Below are 20,409 nucleotides of genomic sequence, written 5' to 3'. Positions count from 1 at the left end.
CGCTCAGGTGGGCCACAGGCCGCGGATCGCGGCGATGCCCTGTGCGCCGTGGCGGCGGGCGTCGGCCACGTGGTGCGGTTCCATCCCGCCCAACGCGTAGATCGGCAACGACACCTGCGCACGCAGCGCAGCGAATCCTTCCCAGCCCAGCGGCGTGGCACCGGGATGGCTGGCGGTGGCCTGCACCGGCCCCAGCACTGCAAAGTCGCAGCCCAGCCGCTGCGCGGCCTGCAGTTGCGCCAGGTCGTGACACGAGGCGGCCACCAGCTGGCCGGCCGGCAAGGGGCGCTCGGCCAGCGCCAGCACCTGCTCACTGCCCAGATGCACCCCGACTCCCAGCGCCGCGGCCAGTTCGATATCGCGGTTGACCAGCCACTGCGGCCCGCCGCGACGGTGGGAGCCGATGGCGCTTTCGATCAGCATCTGGCGTTGCGGGTGCTGAGGTGGCAGACGCAACTGGATGCGCTGGTGGCCGGCGGCGACCGCCTGCTGCAGCTGCTGCTGCCACTGCTGTGCCAGTGCGTCATCGTCGGCCGGCGCCGGGGTGATCAGGTACTGGTCGGGCTGGCGTAGTGCAGCCACCACCGGCAGATCGGCCGGCGGCATCGAATAGCGGCCCAGCTTGTCCTGGGCTACCCAGGTGATGGCCTGGCCTTCGCGCCCGCGCGGGCTGCCCTTCCAGCTGCGCACATGGCGCACTTCCAGGGTCAGGTGCTTGTCGGGGTAATGCTGCGGCACATCCATCAGCCAGTCGCCGATGTCAGCCTCGATGCCCAGTTCTTCGCGCAGTTCGCGCACCAGGGCCTGTTCGGAGGTTTCACCCGGTTCGCGCTTGCCGCCGGGGAATTCCCACAGCCCGGCCATGTCGCGGTTCTCGGTGCGGCGGTTCAGCAGCACGCGGCCGCGGGCGTCGGTGATGACTGCGGCCACCACATGAATCGATCGTTTCGGGGGAGGCATGGCCAGAGCATGCCCAATCGGCGGCGCCCAGCGCAACCCTGAAAAGGGGGCCCCTTTCGGGGCCCCGCTCTACACCTAAGCGGCAGGCGTGATCAGAACTGCACGTTCCAGGTCATCTGTGCGCCGAGCTCACGCTGACCGCTACCCAGACGACCCTGCGCGCCCAGCGACAGACGGCTGTGTGCGCCGGTGTTCACCGCCACGCCCAGCTCGGCGATGCCGACATTGCGGGCCAGCGGTACGCCATCGATGCTGAACGCGCTACTGCCCACCACGAACTGATGACGCGAGCGGCTACGCACATCGCCGGCCGCGTTCTGCCAGGCCAGGCCGGCCACCAGGCGGGCACCGTCGTCCTGGCCGGCGCTGATGTCCCAGCTGGCACGCAGGCCGGCGGTCGCGGTCCACACCTCGTCCTTGCTGGCATCGATCACCAGCGCGGTGCTGCCGCCGGTTTCCTGCGCCGCATCGGTGGACAGGCGGGTGTAGGCCACGGCCACGTACGGGGTCAGCACCAGGCGATCCAGGTCCATGTCCCAGCCGCCTTCGGCGAAGCCGGACACGGCATCGGCGCTGTAGCCGGCACGCAGGCGCTGCTGCATGCCACCGACGATCGACGTGCGGTCGGTATCCAGGTCGTAGTCGGCATAGCTGGCACCGGCGGTGAACCAGGCTTCGCCCATGCGGTAGGAGGCATACAGGCCGCCGTGCACGGCATCGACATCGGCCTTGCTGCTGCGCGTATCCACTTGCTGGCGCAGCGTTTCGGCACCGGCGGCCAGGCCCACGGTCCAGGCGTCACCGAAGGTCCAGTCCAGGCCGGCCATCAGGCCTTCGCGGTGCTGACGGCTACGGGCGCTGCCGTGGTCGCCGTCCTGGCGATTGGCGGCGCCACCGCCGGACAGCCAGAAGCCACCGCCCTGCGCCTTGATCGACGGGTCGGTGCGCAGGCGCTGGGAAATGCCTTCACGCAGGAAGCGATCATCCAGCAGCAACGCACGGTTGCTGGCGTGGATTTCGCCGGACAGGTGATCGAAGGCCAGCCGCGCTTCGTCGGCGTCCAGCATCAGCAGCTGGTTGTACAGCGCCAGCGCCTGCCCGGACTGCTGCAGGGTGTCCAGCGCGCCGGCAATGGCCTGGTGGTTGCCGGTGGTGGCCACGGCGCCGAATACGGCCGGCGGGGTCACGCCGCCATCCTCCGAACCGGGATCCGGGCCCTGCCCGTCACTCTTGACCCCGATCAACAGACGCACGTCGTTGCCGGTCTGCACCAGATTGGGGTCGAGGAAGGCCGAACGCGAGATCACGTCATCGAACTGGCCTTCAATGCCGCCGGCCGCACTCAGGATCGTATAGCTCTGGCCCTTCTGGTAGCTGGTGGCCGGGTCCAGCGCGGTGATGCGCACGCCGGTGGCACCATGTTCACCGGAATGAGCGACGTGGCCCAGGTAGGCCTTGCCGGTCACCGTCAGCAGGTCGGCCTGTCCGTTGCCCAGCACGTCCACGTCGTAGAACGCCTTGTCGGCGACCTCCTCGGCGGTGGCAGCCATGTTGTTGAAGTACAGGTCACCATCGATGGTGATGGTGCCCACACCGTTGTGGCCCGGAGACAGCACCGCGCCGTTGCGCACGACGGTCTGGCCCACGGTAGCGTTGCCGGCCAGCACGCCGCCGTCGAGGACGATGGCGGTCGAGCTGCGGATGATCGCGCTGCCGAAGCCCGCGCCGTAGCTGATCTCCTGCTGGAAGCCCGACGCACCGTTCAGCACCAGGGTGCCGCCGGTCACGGTGATGCCCTGCGGCAGCGCCTGGCTGCTGCCGCTGTAGCCCTGGCCGGTATAGGTATCGGAATTGATGACCAGGGTGCCGCCGCTGACGTTGATGTCGCCGCCAAAGGCGGTCAGGTCACCGTCCAGCGTGGTGCTGCCGGCCAGTTGATGCAGGCCACCGTAGGTCATCGACGCAGAGGAGCTGGCGATGGTGTTGGACAGGGTGATGTCACCGGTGTGGTTGAACAGCAGGCCGCCCTGGCCGTTGTTCATGGTGATCGGCGAACCGTCCAGTTCACCGGCCGCTTCGGCCGCTGCCCACACCGGGCCGCCCGCCCTGGTCCAGTCCTGCAGGCCGCCACCGATGGCCAGGTAGCCGTTGTGGTCCAGCGTATAGCCGGTGCCGGCACTGAGCGTGGCACCGTTGTTCACCACCAGCACGCCGAGCGGATCGAACGTGCCCCTGCCGACGGTGATGCCGTTGGCAGCGCTGATGGACGAACCGGCACCACTGACCAGGACCTGTTCGGGGTACGGCTCGATGTCGTGCTTGGGCCACTGCGCGCCACCGGTCACGGTGAGCGTATCGGTGGTGATCTGGGCGCCATCGAGCACCTGCAGGTCGGTGGTGACCTGCATGGCGCCGCTGTTGACCCACTGGCTGCCGGCGCCGGTCAGGGTGGCCTTGGTCCGGCTGCCGTCGGCACTGGCACCGTACGAATTCTGGAGTTTGGCCACGTCCGAACGGATCGCGCCGCCGTTGTCGACCCGCAGACTGGCCGTGGCCTCCACGCGCGCCGACTCAATGGCCGAACCCGCGCCACTCACTTCAATGCGCCCAACCTGCCCCTCGTCGCCGAAGAGCAGGTTCGGCCCTTCGGCGATCAGCGAGGTGGTCGCATGCAGCACGCCACCGTTCTCCACCCGCAGCAGCGCGTGGCCGTAGTGCGCCAATTCGACCGTATCGGCCTGCACGCTGCTGGCCGTGGACACCAGCAGGGTACCGGTCGTGTCGGTATTCTGGGCGAGCACGATGTCCTTGGCCACCAGGACGCCGCCATCGGTCACCCTGACCGTGCCAGTGACACCGTCGTCTATGCCCACCGCCAGGGTCCGACCAACGTTGACCGCACCACCGCTGGCAATGTTCAGCTCGCCATTGCCGCGCTGGCCGACGAACAGATGGTTGTCGGTGATGTTCAGTACGCCGCTGGTGTCGACCGTGACCGAACCGGTGCTGCCTGATGACGCGCCGATGCGCATGCCGTACGACAGCGGAACGGGCGCGGTAATGGTTTCCACCACGCCGCCGTTGCTGATTACCAGTTCACCGCTGCCGAAGTTGCCGACCTCGAACTGGCGTGCGGTGAACGTTGAACCTGCACCGTCGACCCGCACCGCACCGTGGCTGCCGGCCAGGGTGCCCAGCAGCACGTTGCGCCTCACCGCGACGGTGCCGCCGTTGCTGACGTTCAGCGCTCCCCTGCCGGCATCGCCTACGCGCATGTCGTCAAACACGCTGGTCAGGCTGACGCGGCCGGTACCGGACACGTTCAACGTGCCGACGCCACCGGCCAGCGTGCCCAGGGAAGCAAATCCGTTGGTTGCCAGGCTGCCGCCATCGACAACGTTGACCACCACGGTGCCGTCCGGGCCGACGCGGAAGCCGTCGACGTAGCTGCGCGGATCACTCACCGTGTCGTCGGCGGTGAACTCGTACGCGGCCGCCAGTGCCGACTGCGCGGGCAGCACGGCCAGGCCCAGGGCCAGCAGCAGCGCAGTGCGCAGCGACGCGGGGCGGTGGGTGTGGCCGACGCTGGCGCGACCGGGCGCTTGCGAGGCGGCAAGTTCAGATGCGACCTGCATCTGGCCGGTGGTGCGATTGAACACCAGGCGATAGATCCTGTTCATGAAGCTCCATGTGGATGTCGATCAGGGATACGCGATGCCGCGGGGGCGACATCGGCGCAGCTCCGCCGGCAGGTTCTGCAGCCCCGCCGCGGGGCTCCAGCAAGTTACGGGCGGCGTCGATGCATGCACATGGCAGGGGTCCGACTTTCCTGTGAGGGTTGCCCCGCCACGTGAGTCGGGCAAGTCTGAAAAATTTCGTTGTGAGCAGACGCTCACAAGAAGCGCGTTCCGGAGTTGGCTGAAGAACCAAAAAAAAGGGGCCCCTTGCGGGGCCCCCGGTCTACATCCACGCAGTACGCGTGATCAGAACTGCACGTTCCAGGTCATCTGCGCGCCCAGCTCATGCTGGCCGCCACCGGCGCGGCCCTGTGCGCCCAGCGACAGACGGCTGTTGTCGCTGATGTTCACCGACACGCCCAGCTCGGCGATGCCGACGTTGCGGGCCAGCGGCACGCCATCGATGCTGAAGGTGCTGCTGCCCACTGCAAAGCGCTGGCGCGAGCTGCTGCGCACATCGCCGGCCGCGTTCTGCCAGGCCAGGCCGGCCACCAGTCGGGCACCGTCGTCCTGGCCGGCGCTGATGTCCCAGCTGGCGCGCAGGCCGGCGGTCGCGGTCCACACCTCGTCCTTGCTGGCATCGATCACCAGCGCGGTGCTGCCGCCGGTTTCCTGCGCCGCATCGGTGGACAGGCGGGTGTAGGCCACGGCCACGTACGGGGTCAGCACCAGGCGATCCAGGTCCATGTCCCAGCCGCCTTCGGCGAAGCCGGACACGGCATCGGCGCTGTAGCCGGCACGCAGGCGCTGCTGCATGCCACCGACGATCGACGTGCGGTCGGTATCCAGGTCGTAGTCGGCATAGCTGGCACCGGCGGTGAACCAGGCTTCGCCCATGCGATAGGAGGCGTACAGGCCACCGTGCACGGCATCGACATCGGCCTTGCTGCTGCGCGCGTCCACCTGCTGGCGCAGCGTCTCGGCGCCGGCGGCCAGGCCCACGGTCCAGGCTTCACCGAAGGTCCAGTCCAGGCCGGCCATCAGGCCTTCGCGGTGCTGGCGGCTGCGGGCGCTGCCGTGGTCGCCGTCCTGGCGATTGGCGGCGCCACCGCCGGACAGCCAGAAGCCACCGCCCTGCGCCTTGATCGACGGGTCGGTGCGCAGGCGCTGGGAAATGCCTTCACGCAGGAAGCGATCATCCAGCAGCAACGCACGGTTGCTGGCGTGGATTTCGCCGGACAGGTGATCGAAGGCCAGCCGCGCTTCGTCGGCGTCCAGCATCAGCAGCTGGTTGTACAACGCCAGCGCCTGCCCGGACTGCTGCAGGGTGTCCAGCGCGCCGGCAGTGGCCAGGTGATTGCCGGTGGCGGCAACGGCACCGAACACGGCCGGCGGGGTCGCGCCACCGCCCTCGCCCGGGGTACCCGGCGTGCCCGGATTCGGGTTCGGACCCGGGCCCGGATCGGGGCCAGGGCCAGGCCCCGGGCCCGTCTCGTCACTCTTCACCGCGATCAGCAGACGCACGTCGTTGCCGGTCTGCACCAGGCTGGGGTCGAGGAAGGCCGAACGCGAGATCACGTCATCGAACTGGCCTTCAATACCGCCGGCCGCGCTCAGGATCGTGTAGCTCTGGCCATTCTGGTAGCTGGTGGCCGGGTCCAGCGCGGTGATGCGCACGCCGGTGGCACCGTGTTCACCGGCATAGTTGACCTTGCCCAGGTAGGCCTTGCCGGCCACCGTCAGCAGGTCGGCCTGGCCATTGCCCAGCACGTCCACATCGTAGAACGCCTTGCCGGCGACCTGTTCCGGGGTGACGGCCATGTTGTTGAAGTACAGGTCACCATCGATGGTGATGGCGCCCACACCGTTCTGGCCCGGAGACAGCACCGCGCCATTGCGCACGAAGGTCTGGCCCACGGCGGCGTTGCCGGCCAGCACGCCGCCGTCGCGGATGTTGGCGGTCGAGCTGCGGATGATCGCGCTGCCCAGGCCCGTGCCGTAGTTGATCTCCTGCTGGAAGCCCGACGCGCCATTGAGCACCAGGGTGCCGCCGGTCACGGTGATGTCCTGCGTCACCGCCTGGCTGCTGCCGGTGTAGCCCTGGCCGGTATAGGTATCGGAATTGATGACCAGGGTGCCGCCGCTGACGTTGATGTCGCCGCCGAAGGCGGTCAGGTCACCGTCCAGGGTGGTGCTGCCGGCCAGCTGGTGCAGGCCACCGTAGGTCATCGACGCAGACGAGCTGGCGATGGTATTGGACAGGGTGATGTCACCGGTGTGGTTGAACAGCAGGCCGCCCTGGCCGTTGTTCATGGTGATCGGCGAACCATCCAGTTCACCGGCCGCTTCGGCCGCTGCCCAGGTGGGGCCGTCGGCAGCGGTCCAGTCCTGCAGGCCGCCACCGATGACCAGATAGCCGCTGTTGTCCAGGGTATAGCCGGTGCCGGCACTGAGCTTGGCACCGTTGTTCACCGCCAGCACGCCGAGCGGATCGAAGGTGGTGCGGCCGACGGAGATACCGTTGGCAGCGGTGATGGACGAGCCCTCGCCGCTGACCACGACCTGTTCGGGGTACAGCGCGGCGGTGCCCTTCGGGAAGTCCGAGCCACCGGACACACTGAGGGTGTCGGTGCTGATGCGGGCGCCGTCGAGCACCTGCAGGTCGGTGGTGACTTCCATCACGCCGGTGTTGATCCACTGGCTGTCGGCACCGGTCAGGGTGGCCTTGGCACGGCCGGCGCCGGTACCGGCACCGAACGAGTTCTTGATGTTGGCCACGTTCGAACGGATCGCGCCGCCGTTGTCGATCAACAGGCTGGCCGTGGCGTCCACGCGTGCCGATTCGATGGCCGAACCGGCACCGCTGACTTCAATGCGACCGACCTGGCCCCGGTCACCCGACGAACCGTCCGGCGTTTCGGCGATCAGCGAAGTGGTGGCGCGCAGCACGCCACCGTTTTCCACGCGCAGCAGTGCATTGCCGCGTTCGCCCAGTTCAAAGGTGTCGGTCTGCACGGTGCTGGCGCCGGACACGCGCAGAGTGGCGGTCGAGCCGGACTCCTGGCCGAGCAGGATGTCCTGGGCCACCAGTACGCCGTCGGTCACGTTGACCGTGCCGGTGGCGCCGTCGACGATGCCCACGGCCAGGGTCTGGCCGACGTTGACGATGCCGCCGCTGGCAATGTTCAGCTCGCCCTGGCCGCGCTGGCCGACGATCAGGTGGTTGTTGGCGATGTTCAGTACACCACCGGTGTCGACGGTGACCGAACCGGTGCTGCCTGCTTCCGCGCCGATGCGCATGCCCTGCAGCAGGGTGGAGCTGTTCACCGCGGTGGTGTCGACCACGCCACCATTGCTGATCACCAGGCTGCCGGTACCGGCCTTGCCGATATCGATCTGGCGTGCGGTGAGCTTGGAACCCACACCGCTGACCAGCGCCGCACCCTCGCCGCCGGACACGTTGCCCAGGACCACGTTGCGGGCCACGGTCACGGTGCCGCCGCCGGTCAGGTTCAGCACGCCCTTGCCGGCATCACCCACGCGCATGTCTTCGAACGTGTCGGTCAGCACGACGCTGCTGCCGAGCCCGGTCACGTTCAGGGTACCGATGCCGCCGACAGTCGTACCCAGCGACACCGGGCCATTGGCGGTCAGCACCGCGCCCGGCATCAGGTCGATGGTGATCGGCGAATTCACACCGATGCGGAAGCCATCCACATAGCCGCGGCTGTCGGACACGGTCTCGTTGCTGGGGAAGTCATAGGCAGCGGCCAGCGCCGACTGCGCGGGCAGCGCGGCCAGGCCCAGCGCCAGCAGCAGCGCGCTGCGCAGCGACGACGAACGGTGGACGTGGCCGACGCTGGCGCGGCCCGGCGAATGTGACGTGGTGAGTTCAGATGCAACCTGCACCTGGCCGGTGGTGTGGTTGAACACCTGGCGATAGATCCTGTTCATGAAGCTCCATGTGTTTGTCGATCAGGGATGCGCGGTATCGCGGGGGCGACATCGACGCAGCTCCGCCGGCAGGTTCTGCAGTCCCACCGCAGAGCCCGTGCAACATACGGGCGCGAACGGGAGCTGCCCATGGCGCGGGCCTGACTTTGGTGTGGGGGTTGCCCCGACACGCGGGTCAGATAAATCTGAAAACTCTCGTTATGGGAAATGGCTCACAAGACGCATCTGCCAGAACAAAAAAAGCCCCGCATTTGCGGGGCTTTTGCGACTCAGCTCGGTTTACTCAGCTCAGCTCAGCTGACCGTGGCAGTGCTTGAACTTCTTGCCACTGCCGCACGGGCACGGGTCGTTACGGCCGACCTTCGGTTCGTCGCGCTGGCGCTGCGCCACGCCCTGCTGTGCGGCCTGCACTTGGGCGGCTTCTTCGTCGGCGCTGTAGCCGCCGGCATCCTGGTGCTGGAACTGCGACTGGCTCAGGCGCGCCTGCGCCTGCTGGCGTTCGGCCGCTTCCAGCGCCTGCACTTCCTCGTCGCTGCGGATACGTACGCGGGCCAGCAGGGTCACCACTTCGCGCTTCACGTTTTCCAGCATGTCCGAGAACAGCTCGAAGGCTTCCTTCTTGTATTCCTGCTTGGGCTGCTTCTGTGCGTAGCCGCGCAGGTAGATGCCCTGGCGCAGGTAGTCCATGCGGGCCAGGTGTTCCTTCCAGCTCTGGTCCAGCACGGTCAGCATCACGTGCTTTTCCAGCGCACGCATGGTCTCTTCGCCCACGCCGGCTTCCTTCTCGGCGAAGTGCTGGTTCACGCGCTCCAGCACCTTGGCGGCAATGGCTTCGGCGTCCAGTTCTTCGTGCGACTTGACCATGTCGACCAGCGACATCTGCAGGCCGAAATCCGATTCCAGGGTAGCTTCCAGGCCGCGCAGGTCCCACTGTTCATCGATCGAGTTCGGCGGCACGAAGCGCGCCACCACGTCGAAGATCACGTCGTCGCGGATGCCATCGACGTTGTCCTTCACCGATTCGGCGTCCAGCAGTTCATCGCGCTGGGAATAGATCACCTTGCGCTGGTCATTGTTGACGTCGTCGAAGTCCAGCAGGTTCTTGCGGATGTCGAAGTTGTGCGCTTCCACCTTGCGCTGCGCCTTCTCGATCTGGCGGCTGACCAGGCGGTCTTCGATGACGTCGTCTTCCTTCATGCCCATCATGCGCATGGCCTTCTGCACCCAGTCAGAGGCGAAGATACGCATCAGGTTGTCTTCCAGCGACAGGTAGAAGCGGGACGAACCCGGGTCACCCTGGCGGCCGGAACGACCGCGCAGCTGGTTGTCGATACGGCGCGATTCGTGGCGTTCGGTACCAACGATGTGCAGGCCGCCAGCGGCCTTCACTGCATCGTGGCGCTTCTGCCATTCGGCCTTGATCGCGGCCTTCTGCTCGTCGGTAGCGCCTTCGCCCAGCTCGTGGATTTCCGCTTCCAGCGAACCGCCCAGCACGATGTCGGTACCACGGCCGGCCATGTTGGTGGCGATGGTCACGGCGGCCGGGCGACCGGCGTTGGCGACGATGGTCGCTTCGCGGTCATGCTGCTTGGCGTTCAGCACTTCGTGCTTCACACCGGCCTTGCGCAGGTGCTCGGACAGCATTTCCGAGGTTTCGATCGAGGTGGTACCCACCAGCACCGGCTGGCCGCGCTTGGCGCACTCTTCGATGTCGGCCAGCACCGCATTGAACTTGCCCTTGCGGTTCAGGAACACCTGGTCCGGGCTGTCCTTGCGGATGGTCGGGCGGTTGGTCGGAATGACCACCACTTCCAGGCCGTAGATGCTCTGGAACTCGAACGCTTCGGTATCGGCCGTACCGGTCATGCCGGACAGCTTCTTGTACATGCGGAACAGGTTCTGGAAGGTGATGCTGGCCAGCGTCTGGTTCTCGCGCTGTACCGGCACGCCTTCCTTCGCTTCCACGGCCTGGTGCAGACCGTCGGACCAGCGGCGGCCGGACAGGGTACGGCCGGTGAACTCATCGACGATGACCACTTCGCCGTCGCGCACGATGTAGTCCACGTCACGCTGGTAGATGGCGTGCGCGCGCAGTGCGGCATTCAGATGGTGGACCACGGTCAGGTTCTGCGCCGCGTACAGGCCTTCGGTCTGGCCGTCGAGGATGCCGGCGTCGACCAGCAGCTGCTCGGCGTGCTCCATGCCCGCTTCGGACAGGTGCACCTGCTTGCCCTTTTCGTCGACCCAGAAGTCGCCTTCGCCGTCTTCGGCTTCCTGCTTCACCAGGTTCGGCACGATGCGGTTCACCCGGATGTACAGCTCCGGGGAATCGTCGGCCGGGCCGGAGATGATCAGCGGGGTACGCGCTTCGTCGATCAGGATGGAGTCGACTTCGTCGACGATGGCGTAGTGCAGGCCGCGCTGGTAGCGGTCGGCCTTGGACAGCGCCATGTTGTCGCGCAGGTAGTCGAAACCGAATTCGTTGTTGGTGCCGTAGGTGATGTCGGCGGCGTAGGCTTCGCGCTTGTCGCTGTGCGGCATGCCCGGGTACACCACGCCCACGCTCAGGCCCAGCCAGTTGTACAACTTGCCCATCTGCGCGGCGTCGCGGCGGGCCAGGTAGTCGTTCACGGTGACCACGTGCACGCCCTTGCCTTCCAGCGCGTTCAGGTACACCGGCAGGGTCGCCACCAGGGTCTTGCCTTCACCGGTGCGCATTTCTGCAATCTTGCCCAGGTGAAGCACCATGCCGCCGATCAGCTGCACGTCGTAGTGGCGCATGCCCAGCACGCGGCGGCCGGCTTCGCGGCAGACCGCGAAGGCTTCGGGCAGCACCTTGTCCAGGGCTTCACCGCCGGCGATGCGCTGCTTGAACTCCGGCGTCTTGGCCTGCAGCTGCTCGTCGGAAAGCTTCTCGATCTCCGGCTCCAGCGCATTGATCTTGGCGACGATGCGGTTGAGCTGGCGCAGCTGTCGTTCGTTACGACTGCCAAATACGCGGGTAAGCAGGCTGTTGATCATTGAAGGAACCGGGTTGGATGGACACAGCGGCCCGGTCGTCCCCCTGGGGATCCGTCCGCCGCAAACGAAACAGGGCGCCTGGCGCCCTGTCGATGGCAACACCCATTGTAGCTTGGGACGGGCGGCAGGGGTTTCAACCCTTGCGCGATGGGGTCAGAGCCCTTCCGCGTTGCGGAAGGGATCCGACCCCGGACGGGGGCTCAGCCGCGGCTGATACGGCCCACCGGCGTGTTGCCGCCGTCACCCAGGAACTTGCGCGGGTTGACCACGTTGCCGTTTTCCCAGACTTCGAAGTGCACGTGGGCACCGGTCGAGCGGCCGGTGGAACCGGCCTTGGCCACTTCCTGGCCGGCGCGCACCAGGTCGCCCACCTTCACCACCAGGCGCGAATTGTGCGCATAGCGGGTCACGTAGCCGTTGCCATGGTCCACGTCGACCACGTTGCCGTAGCCGCCCTTCACCCCGGAGAAGCTGACCACGCCATCGGCCACCGACATCACCGGGTCACCGACGCGGGCGTGGAAGTCCATGCCCTTGTGAGTGGCGGCACCGCGACCGAACGGGTCGGCACGGGTACCGAAGTTGGACGTAATGTAGGTGTTGCGGATCGGCATGCGCGAGGGCACGGCGTTCTGCTGCAACTGGTGGTCGAACATCAGCGATTCCATCACCGACAACTGGCGGCCTGAAGCAGCGAAGCGCTGCTCCAGCACCTGTAAGTCGGCGTTGACGTCCTTCACCGGGATGTCCGCGGTCGGGCCGCCGGCATCGCCGTCACCCAGGCCGGGGGTCTCGTTGAAGTCGAATTCGCCGTCTTCCAGCTTGCCCATCTGGGTCAGCCGTTCGCCCAGCGCGTTCAGGCGGGTGGCCTGGGCCTGCAGCTCGCCCATGCGCGCGGCCAGTGCGTTGACCTGGGTCTGCGCATCGCGCTGGACCTTGGCCAGCTCGGCCTCCTGGCGGTCGACCTTGGCCTGCAGGCGCGAGTCGTTCAGCGCACTGGCGCCGAAGCCGCCGGCAAGGCCGATAATGCAGCCTACCCCGAGCACGCTGCCCAGCAGGGCGCGGGGGCGGTCCTCGAAGTAGAACCGCAGACGCGTGAGCGGCGATTTGGCCTGACGTTCACGCGTTTTGATTACGATCTTTTTGAATGCCATCAGTGAGTTTTCATGTCTGAGCCGAAATCCAGCGTTCGCCCTGCGTCCAAGCCGAAACCGGCCCTGGATGCAGTGATGGCGGACAAAAGCGGGAACCCGCTGCGGCGTGCCTTGTGGCTCGACGCGCTGGACCGTCAGTTGCGCCCCCAACTGCCGCCCCCGCTGCGCAACCGTTGCCGGTTGGCCAATGTGGACGGCGAACACCTCGTTTTTCTCGTCGAATCCCCGGTCTGGCATGCCAAGTTGCGGCTTGCCGAAGCCCAGTTGCTCGACGCGGCCCGGTCCATCGGGCTGAAGGCCACCAAGGTGACCATCAAGACTGCGTCTCCCACTCCCTCGCGCTCCCCAGCACACGACAACCGGAATGGCCCCCACGCAGTTTCAGCCGCCACGCACAAAGGGCTACGCGACGCCTTGGCAGCCTTGCAGGATGTCCCCGGTAAAACGGGAAAAGGGTCCTGATGGCAGCGGAGCATCCGGCTCCGCTCCCCGTCGCGCGTGTCACCGCAGCGTGAAACATTTTCGGGGGCCGGGTCGCATCCTAGCGGCACCCCGTGGTCGAGTCGTTAGATTGTTGTTAAAACAACGTTAAATTCAGGCTTTCGATCGGCCGGGTTCACAAAACCGTGACCCGGTGAGCGCATTCACGTCACGCTTCACGGCGCCGGTCGGCAGCGGCCACGGAAACGACAACGCCGCCCTGGAAGGCGGCGTCGTTTCTATTCAATTCAACAACTTAAGCGATCACGCGTAGGCCGGCATGGCATACACCACCGGGTCTTCCACGCTGGGCGATTCATAGGTCACCCATTCCCAGGCGGTGGCATCAGCCATCAGCGCCCGCACCAGCTTGTTGTTGAGCGCGTGGCCCGACTTGAAGCCCTCGTAGGCCCCCAACACCTGGCCACCGGCCAGATAAAGATCGCCAATGGCGTCAAGAATCTTGTGGCGCACGAATTCGTCGGCGTAGCGCAGGCCGTCTTCGTTCAATACACGGAACTCGTCCAGCACGATGGCGTTGTCCATCGAACCGCCCAGGCCCAGGTTGCGCTCGCGCATGTATTCCAGGTCGCGCATGAAACCGAAGGTGCGCGCGCGGGAGATTTCCTTGGTGTAGGCCTGCGTGGAGAACTCGATTTCCTGGCGCGACTGCTTGGCCGGAATCATCGGGTGGTCGAACTGGATGGTGAAGCCCAGCTTGTAGCCCTCGTACGGGGTGAAGCGGGCCACCTTGTCGCCCTCCGTCACTTCCACGGTCTTCAGCACGCGGATGAAGCGCTTGGGCGCGTTCTGTTCCACGATGCCGGCCGACTGCAGCAGGAACACGAACGGCCCGGACGAACCGTCCATGATCGGCAGTTCCGGCGAGGACAGTTCGACGATGATGTTGTCCACACCCAGGCCGGCCAGGGCCGACATCAGGTGTTCGACAGTCTGGATCTTGGCGTCGTTGCAGGTCAGGCCGGTGCACAGGGTCACTTCGGTGACCAGTTCGGCCTTGGCGGGCACTTCCACCACCGGGTCCAGATCGACGCGACGGAACACGATGCCATGGTTGACCGGTGCCGGGCGCAGGGTCATGTAGACCTTGTCACCGCTGTGCAGGCCAACGCCGGTGGCGCGGATCGTGTTCTTGAGAGTGCGTTGCTGGATCATGGGGGGCAGACCGGAAGTGACACACTAGATTAACACGCAGGGTCCCATACCCCGGCTGAAACGCCGTGTAGACGCCGGTGGGACGCGCGAAGCAAGGCGGCCGGGCCCATCCTGGCCCGGCGCCTGCGTTTCAGGACATGGTGGCGCAACCCGGGGGGGACAAGCCCCGGGCTACCCCGCTCAGTCCGCCTGGCGGCGCAGGAACGCCGGGATGTCCAGGTAGTCGTTGGGCAGTTCGGCGGCCGCCGGCGACGAAGCGCTCGGTGCCGACGGGGTGGACGCGGCCACGCTGTCGCTGCTGGCACGGCGCAGGCCCAGGCCCATGCCGCCCACGGCCTTGGACACCGCATCGCCGCCGTTGTCGAAGTCGCCGAATTCCGGCTGGCCGGTGGTGGCGTTGCGCACCAGCTTGATCGGCGCACGCTCGCCCGGGCGCTGGCTCTTGCTGGCCGACACGCGGTTCAGGCCGGTGGCGACCACGGTCACGCGCACTTCGTCCTGCATGTCCGGGTCGAGCACGGTGCCGACCACCACGGTGGCATCTTCCGAAGCGAAGCCATCGATGGTGCGGCCGATCTCGTCGAACTCGGCCATAGTGAAGTCGGCGCCGGCGGTGATGTTGACCAGGATGCCGTTGGCACCGGCCAGGTTCACATCGTCCAGCAGCGGGTTCTGGATGGCCGATTCAGCGGCGGCCTGGGCGCGGTCATCGCCACGGGCGGTGCCGGTACCCATCATCGCCAGGCCCATCTCGGACATGACGGTGCGCACGTCGGCGAAGTCGACGTTGATCAGGCCCGGGCGCACGATCAGATCGGCGATGCCCTGCACGGCGCCCTGCAGCACGTCGTTGGCAGCGCGGAACGCCTGGATCATGGTGGCGTTGCGGCCCAGCACGGTGATCAGCTTTTCATTGGGAATGGTGATCAGCGAGTCGCAGTGCTGGCTCAGTTCCTCGATGCCCTTCAGCGCCACCTGCATGCGGCGACGGCCTTCGAACGGGAACGGCTTGGTGACCACGGCCACGGTCAGGATGCCCATTTCCTTGGCCAGCTGGGCCACCACCGGTGCCGCACCGGTGCCGGTGCCGCCGCCCATGCCGGCGGTGATGAACACCATGTCCGCGCCCTGCAGGGCGTCCATGATGCGCTCGCGGTCTTCCAGCGCGGCCTGGCGGCCCACTTCCGGATTCGCGCCTGCGCCCAGGCCCTTGGTGACGTTGGTACCCAGCTGCAGCTGCAGCTTGGCACCGCAATTCTTGATGGCCTGCGAGTCGGTGTTGGCGGTGATGAATTCCACGCCATCCACTGCCGAGTTGACCATGTGCGCCACGGCATTGCCGCCGCCGCCGCCCACGCCAACCACCTTGATCACCGCATTGGGTGCCATCTTTTCGATCAGTTCAAAATGCGCCATGTCCGTGTCCTCGTTGTATCCGCTTTCGGTGGCATGGGCGTTCAGGCCTCCTGCCTTTGCGCGTCATGTTGCCGTTGCGGCTGTGTGGGTTGTGTGTTGCCTTGAAGCGGTACTGCAGGTGTTGCGGGTGTTGCGGGTGTTGCGGGTGTTGCGACCGGGCACGCCCGGGTGCTGCAGGTTGCGCGTCAGAACTCGCCGCGGAACCAGGTCTTCAATTTCTTGAACATGCTGCCGGCGCGGCCGGTGGGCAGCGACGGGCGACGCGGGTGTTCGTTCTGGCTGCCCATCAGCAGCAGGCCCACGCCGGTGGCATGCACCGGGTTGCCCACCACTTCGCCCAGCCCGGTCACGTGCTGCGGAATGCCCACGCGTACCGGCATCTGCAGCATTTCCTCGGCCAGTTCGACCACGCCTTCCATCTTCGATGCACCACCGGTCAGTACCAGGCCGGCGCGCACCAGTTCCTCGAAGCCGGAGCGGCGCAGTTCGGCCTGCACCATCTCGAAGATTTCCTCGTAACGACCCTGCACCGCCTGCGCCAGCGAATGGCGCGGCATGCGGCGCGGCGGGCGGTCGCCCACCGACGGCACCTGGATGCTTTCCTCGGCGGTGGCCAGCTGGGCCAGGGCGCAGGCGTAGCGCACCTTGATCTGCTCGGCTTCCGGGGTGGGCGTGCGCAGCATGTGCGCGATGTCGTTGGTCACGTGGTCGCCGGCGATCGGCAGCGATGCGGTGTGGCAGATCGCACCCTGCACGAACACCGCGATATCGGTGGTGCCCGCGCCCATGTCCACCAGCACCACGCCCAGCTCCTTCTCGTCGGCGGTCAGCACCGCCACGCTGGACGCCAGCGAGGACAGCACCAGGTCGTCCACCTGCAGGCCGCAGCGCTGCACGCACTTGCTGATGTTGGCCGCGGCCGACTGCGCGCACACCACCAGGTGCGCATGCACCTCCAGGCGCACGCCGGTCATGCCCACCGGGTTGCGGATGCCTTCCTGCGAATCATCCAGCACGTATTCGCGCGGAATGGCGTGCAGGATCTTCTGGTCGGCCGGGATGGCCACCGCCTTGGCCGCATCCAGCACGCGATCCAGGTCGCCCCAGGTCACTTCACCGTCGCGGATCGGCACGATGCCCGGCGAATTCTTGCACTGCACGTGGTTGCCGGAAATGGAGGCGTAGACCGAACGGATCTCGCAGCCGGCCATCAGCTCGGCTTCTTCCACCGCACGCTGGATCGACTGCACGGTCGATTCGATGTCCACCACCACGCCGCGCTTCAGGCCGCGCGATTCATGCGAGCCGATGCCGATCACTTCGATCGGGTTGCCCGGCGAATACTCGCCCACCAGCGCCACCACCTTGGAGGTGCCGATATCCAGGCCGACGATCAGCGATTTGTCACCCTTGCGATTCATGTCCTTTCCTGCGTCCTTCGTGCCGGGGTGGCCGGCGCGTCGGCCGGGGGCGGGGTGCCCCAGCTCAACGTGAAACCATTGGTATAGCGGAGGTCCGCCCGTTCAATCGGTGCGGCCTGGTTGGCCAGCTGCGGCAGCACGCGCACGAAGCGCTGCAGGCGCGAGCGGGCATCGTCGCGGCCCACCACCACTTCGGTGCCATTGCTCAGCAGCAGCGACCAGCTGCCGCGCGCGTCCATGCTCAGCCGGCGCACATCCACGCCGGCCGGCGCAAACAACGCGCGCGAATCGTTGTAGAGCTTCACCACTTCTTCGGTCTGGCTGTCCGGGCCGTCCAGCTCGGGCAGCTGCAGGTCGGCCAGCTTCTTCGGCGTGGGGAACAGCTTGCCCTGCTCGGACAGCAGGCGGTCGTTGCCCCAGCGGGCGAACGGCTTGTGTTCGACCAGGGTGACTTCCAGCACATCCGGCCACTGCTTGCGCACGCGCGCGCTTTCCACCCAAGGCAGCTTTTCCAGTGCGTCCTGCGCATCCTGCAGCTTCACCGCGAAGAAACCGGCGTGTGCATACGGCAGCAGTACCTGCTGCAGCTGTTCCGGCGGCACACGCTTGAACTCACCGTGCACGCGCAGCTTCGCCAGCGGCCAGCGCTCGGCGCCGACCCAGCCGTTGACCACGGCCACCACCGGCAGTGCTACCACCGACAGCGCCAACAGCCAGACGAAGATGCGCAGCACCGCGTTCATGCGTGCGATGCCTCCAGGGTCTGTTCCAGCACGCGCCACACCAGTTCTTCGAAACCGATGCCGGCCTGGGCGGCAGCCTTGGGCACCAGCGAATGACTGGTCATGCCCGGGGCGGTGTTCACTTCCAGCAGGAAGAAGCGGCCGCTGGCGCGGTCACGCATCACGTCCACCCGGCCCCAGCCACGGCAGCCCGCCGCGCGGAAGGCGGCCAGCGCGATGCGGCCGATCTCTTCCTCGTCGGCGCCGTCCAGGCCCGGGCACAGGTACTGGGTGTCTTCGGCAATGTACTTGGCGTTGTAGTCGTACCACTGGCCCTTGGGCACGATGCGGATCGACGGCAGCGCCACATCGCCCAGGATGGCCACGGTCAGTTCGTCGCCCAGCACCATCTGTTCCATCAGCAGCTGGCCGTCGTAGCGGGCGGCCAGGGCCACGGCTTCGTCCAGGCCGGCGTCGTCGGTCACCCGGCTGATGCCCACGCTGGAACCTTCGTTGGCCGGCTTGACCACCACCGGCAGGCCGAGTTCGGCTGCGTTCGCATGCACGTTCTCCGCAGTCACCTTGCGGTACTGCGGGGTCGGCAGGCCCAGCGACAGCCACACCTGCTTGGTGCGGATCTTGTCCATGCTCAGTGCCGAACCCAGCACGTTGGAGCCGGTGTACGGCACCCCGAAGGCGTCCATCAGGCCCTGCACGATGCCGTCCTCGCCGCCACCGTTGTGGCCGTGCAGGATGTTGAACACGCGGTCGATGCCACCGCCGGCCAGCGCCTTGGCCAGCGCCGGAATGCCATCGACAGCGAACGCATCGACGCCACGCGCCTGCAGCGCTTCCAGCACGTTGCGGCCGGAATCGAGCGAGACCTCGCGTTCACTGGACGTGCCGCCCAGCAGCACGGCCACGCGGCCGAACACGGCCGGGTCGGTGCTGCGCAGCGGCGGGAAGGTCAGCGTGCTCACGCCTGGCCCTCCGCCTTGAAACCTTCCACCGCGATCTGGCTGGCCACGGCGCCAATGTCGCCAGCGCCCATCATCAGCAGCAGATCACCGTCCTGCAGCACGTCCGGCAGCACGCTGGCCAGCTCGGCGGCCTTGCCCACCACCACCGGCTCGCTGCGGCCGCGCGCACGGATGGCGCGGGCCAGCGCATGCGAATCGGCACCAGCGATCGGTTCTTCACCGGCCGGGTAGACCTCGCTCAGCACCAGTGCATCCACGCTGGACAACACCGCCGCGAACTTGTCGAACTGGTCGCGGGTACGGCTGTAACGGTGCGGCTGGAAGGCCACGACCAGACGCTTGTCGGTCCAGCCGCCGCGTGCCGCGGCGAACACTGCCTCCAGCTCGCTGGGGTGATGGCCGTAGTCGTCGATGATGCGCACCTTGGCGCCGCTGGCGGTGGTCACTTCGCCAAGATCGTTGAAGCGACGGCCGACGCCGGCAAAGCTTTCCAGCGCACGCGCGATCGCGTCCGGCGCCACGCCCAGCTGCCAGCCCACCGCCGCAGCGGCCAGGGCGTTCAGCACGTTGTGCTTGCCCGGCAGGGCCAGCACCACTTCCTGGCTGGTACCCTGCGGCAGGCGCAGGGTGAAGCGCATGCGCGAACCTTCCTGCACCACGTTTTCCGCACGCACGTCGGCCTGCGGGCTCATGCCGTAGCTCATCACGTGGCGCGGGGTCTTGGCGGCCAGCGCGGCCACTTCCGGGTCGTCGATGCACAGCACGGCCAGGCCGTAGAACGGCAGGCGCTGCAGGAACTCGGCGAACGCGGCCTGCACGCGGGCAAAATCGTTGCCGTAGTTTTCCAGGTGGTCGGCATCGATGTTCGTGATGATCGACATCAGCGGGTTCAGGCGCAGGAAGCTGCCATCGCTTTCGTCGGCCTCGGCCACCAGCCACTGGCCACCGCCCAGCTTGGCGTTGGCACCGGCGGCCAGCAGCTGGCCACCGATCACGAACGTCGGGTCCAGGCCGCCTTCGCTCAGCACCGCCGCGGTCAGGCTGGTGGTGGTGGTCTTGCCATGGGTGCCGGCCACGGCGATGCCGCGGCGGAAGCGCATCAGCTCGGCCAGCATGGCCGCGCGCGGCATGATCGGAATGCGCTGGCTGCGCGCTTCCATCAGCTCGGGGTTGTCTTCGCGGATGGCGCTGGACACCACCACGCAGTCGGTGCCCAGCACGTTGGCCGCCGAATGGCCGCGCATGATGCGCGCACCCAGACCGGCCAAGCGGCGGGTGGCCGCGTTGTCGGCGTTGTCCGAACCGGACACTTCGTAGCCCAGCGTCAGCATCACTTCGGCGATGCCGCTCATGCCGGTGCCGCCAATGCCGACGAAATGCACGCGCGGGAACGCGCGCACCAGATCGTTGGTGTCATGCAGGCGGCGGATCATGCGCGGCCTCGCGCG

The 20,409-nt window shown here is 67.0% G+C and carries 12 protein-coding genes; 1 reads left to right on the top strand and 11 read right to left on the bottom strand.

Going from position 1 to position 20,409, the window contains the following annotated elements:
* Positions 1-3: 3 nt before the first annotated feature.
* The 5 genes from G4G00_RS01455 to G4G00_RS01435 form a co-directional block, all read right to left on the bottom strand.
* Complete coding sequence (locus G4G00_RS01455; RefSeq protein ID WP_164270880.1) at positions 4-960, bottom strand: Nudix family hydrolase; 957 nt, start codon at positions 958-960, stop codon at positions 4-6.
* Between the two features lie 92 nt (positions 961-1,052).
* A complete protein-coding gene (locus tag G4G00_RS01450) occupies positions 1,053-4,640 on the bottom strand; it encodes an autotransporter domain-containing protein (protein ID WP_164270878.1) in 3,588 nt (1,195 codons plus the stop codon).
* A 303-nt stretch (positions 4,641-4,943) separates the two neighbouring features.
* Complete coding sequence (locus tag G4G00_RS01445) at positions 4,944-8,591, bottom strand: autotransporter domain-containing protein (RefSeq protein WP_164270876.1); 3,648 nt, start codon at positions 8,589-8,591, stop codon at positions 4,944-4,946.
* 288 nt (positions 8,592-8,879) lie between these two features.
* Positions 8,880-11,612, bottom strand: coding sequence for a preprotein translocase subunit SecA (gene secA / locus G4G00_RS01440; RefSeq protein WP_108752184.1), 2,733 nt, complete (start codon positions 11,610-11,612; stop codon positions 8,880-8,882).
* A 200-nt stretch (positions 11,613-11,812) separates the two neighbouring features.
* Complete coding sequence (locus G4G00_RS01435; RefSeq protein WP_108752183.1) at positions 11,813-12,766, bottom strand: M23 family metallopeptidase; 954 nt, start codon at positions 12,764-12,766, stop codon at positions 11,813-11,815.
* Between the two features lie 12 nt (positions 12,767-12,778).
* Here G4G00_RS01435 and G4G00_RS01430 point away from each other — a divergent pair, with 12 nt between their 5' ends.
* Complete coding sequence (locus G4G00_RS01430; protein WP_108748535.1) at positions 12,779-13,228, top strand: DUF721 domain-containing protein; 450 nt, start codon at positions 12,779-12,781, stop codon at positions 13,226-13,228.
* Between the two features lie 282 nt (positions 13,229-13,510).
* Here G4G00_RS01430 and lpxC read toward each other — a convergent pair whose 3' ends face one another.
* The 6 genes from lpxC to murC all read right to left on the bottom strand — a co-directional run bounded on the left by lpxC (position 13,511) and on the right by murC (position 20,394).
* Entirely contained in the window at positions 13,511-14,422 is a 912-nt protein-coding gene (gene lpxC, locus G4G00_RS01425; RefSeq protein ID WP_108748534.1) for a UDP-3-O-acyl-N-acetylglucosamine deacetylase, read from the bottom strand.
* Between the two features lie 180 nt (positions 14,423-14,602).
* Positions 14,603-15,838, bottom strand: a complete 1,236-nt coding sequence (gene ftsZ, locus G4G00_RS01420; RefSeq protein ID WP_108748533.1) for a cell division protein FtsZ — start codon at positions 15,836-15,838, stop codon at positions 14,603-14,605.
* A gap of 185 nt (positions 15,839-16,023) precedes the next feature.
* Positions 16,024-17,259 carry a cell division protein FtsA gene (gene ftsA / locus G4G00_RS01415; RefSeq protein ID WP_079220634.1) on the bottom strand — a complete coding sequence of 412 codons (1,236 nt, stop codon included), beginning with the start codon at positions 17,257-17,259 and terminating at the stop codon, positions 16,024-16,026.
* Positions 17,256-18,002 (bottom strand): cell division protein FtsQ/DivIB, encoded by a 747-nt coding sequence (locus tag G4G00_RS01410; RefSeq protein ID WP_108748532.1) that lies wholly within the window; start codon positions 18,000-18,002, stop codon positions 17,256-17,258. The genes ftsA and G4G00_RS01410 overlap by 4 nt, the downstream gene beginning before the upstream one ends.
* Positions 17,999-18,961: a D-alanine--D-alanine ligase gene (locus tag G4G00_RS01405; protein WP_108752182.1), complete on the bottom strand. Its 963-nt coding sequence runs from the start codon at positions 18,959-18,961 to the stop codon at positions 17,999-18,001. The genes G4G00_RS01410 and G4G00_RS01405 overlap by 4 nt, the downstream gene beginning before the upstream one ends.
* A complete protein-coding gene (murC, locus tag G4G00_RS01400) occupies positions 18,958-20,394 on the bottom strand; it encodes a UDP-N-acetylmuramate--L-alanine ligase (protein ID WP_108761243.1) in 1,437 nt (478 codons plus the stop codon). The genes G4G00_RS01405 and murC overlap by 4 nt, the downstream gene beginning before the upstream one ends.
* Between the last annotated feature and the right edge of the window lie 15 nt (positions 20,395-20,409).

It is taken from the genome of Stenotrophomonas sp. B1-1 (assembly GCF_010894375.1).
GTDB lineage: Bacteria > Pseudomonadota > Gammaproteobacteria > Xanthomonadales > Xanthomonadaceae > Stenotrophomonas.
Note: the sequence above shows the minus strand (reverse complement) of the source record. Positions and strands in the feature narration are given on the sequence as shown.

Bases quoted from the DNA above. Each gene is read 5' to 3' on its own strand.
- G4G00_RS01455 (WP_164270880.1), bottom strand. From the start codon at position 960: ATGCCTCCCCCGAAACGATCGATTCATGTGGTGGCCGCAGTCATCACC.
- G4G00_RS01450 (WP_164270878.1), bottom strand. From the start codon at position 4,640: ATGAACAGGATCTATCGCCTGGTGTTCAATCGCACCACCGGCCAGATG.
- G4G00_RS01445 (WP_164270876.1), bottom strand. From the start codon at position 8,591: ATGAACAGGATCTATCGCCAGGTGTTCAACCACACCACCGGCCAGGTG.
- secA (WP_108752184.1), bottom strand. From the start codon at position 11,612: ATGATCAACAGCCTGCTTACCCGCGTATTTGGCAGTCGTAACGAACGA.
- G4G00_RS01435 (WP_108752183.1), bottom strand. From the start codon at position 12,766: ATGGCATTCAAAAAGATCGTAATCAAAACGCGTGAACGTCAGGCCAAA.
- G4G00_RS01430 (WP_108748535.1), top strand. From the start codon at position 12,779: ATGTCTGAGCCGAAATCCAGCGTTCGCCCTGCGTCCAAGCCGAAACCG.
- lpxC (WP_108748534.1), bottom strand. From the start codon at position 14,422: ATGATCCAGCAACGCACTCTCAAGAACACGATCCGCGCCACCGGCGTT.
- ftsZ (WP_108748533.1), bottom strand. From the start codon at position 15,838: ATGGCGCATTTTGAACTGATCGAAAAGATGGCACCCAATGCGGTGATC.
- ftsA (WP_079220634.1), bottom strand. From the start codon at position 17,259: ATGAATCGCAAGGGTGACAAATCGCTGATCGTCGGCCTGGATATCGGC.
- G4G00_RS01410 (WP_108748532.1), bottom strand. From the start codon at position 18,002: ATGAACGCGGTGCTGCGCATCTTCGTCTGGCTGTTGGCGCTGTCGGTG.
- murC (WP_108761243.1), bottom strand. From the start codon at position 20,394: ATGATCCGCCGCCTGCATGACACCAACGATCTGGTGCGCGCGTTCCCG.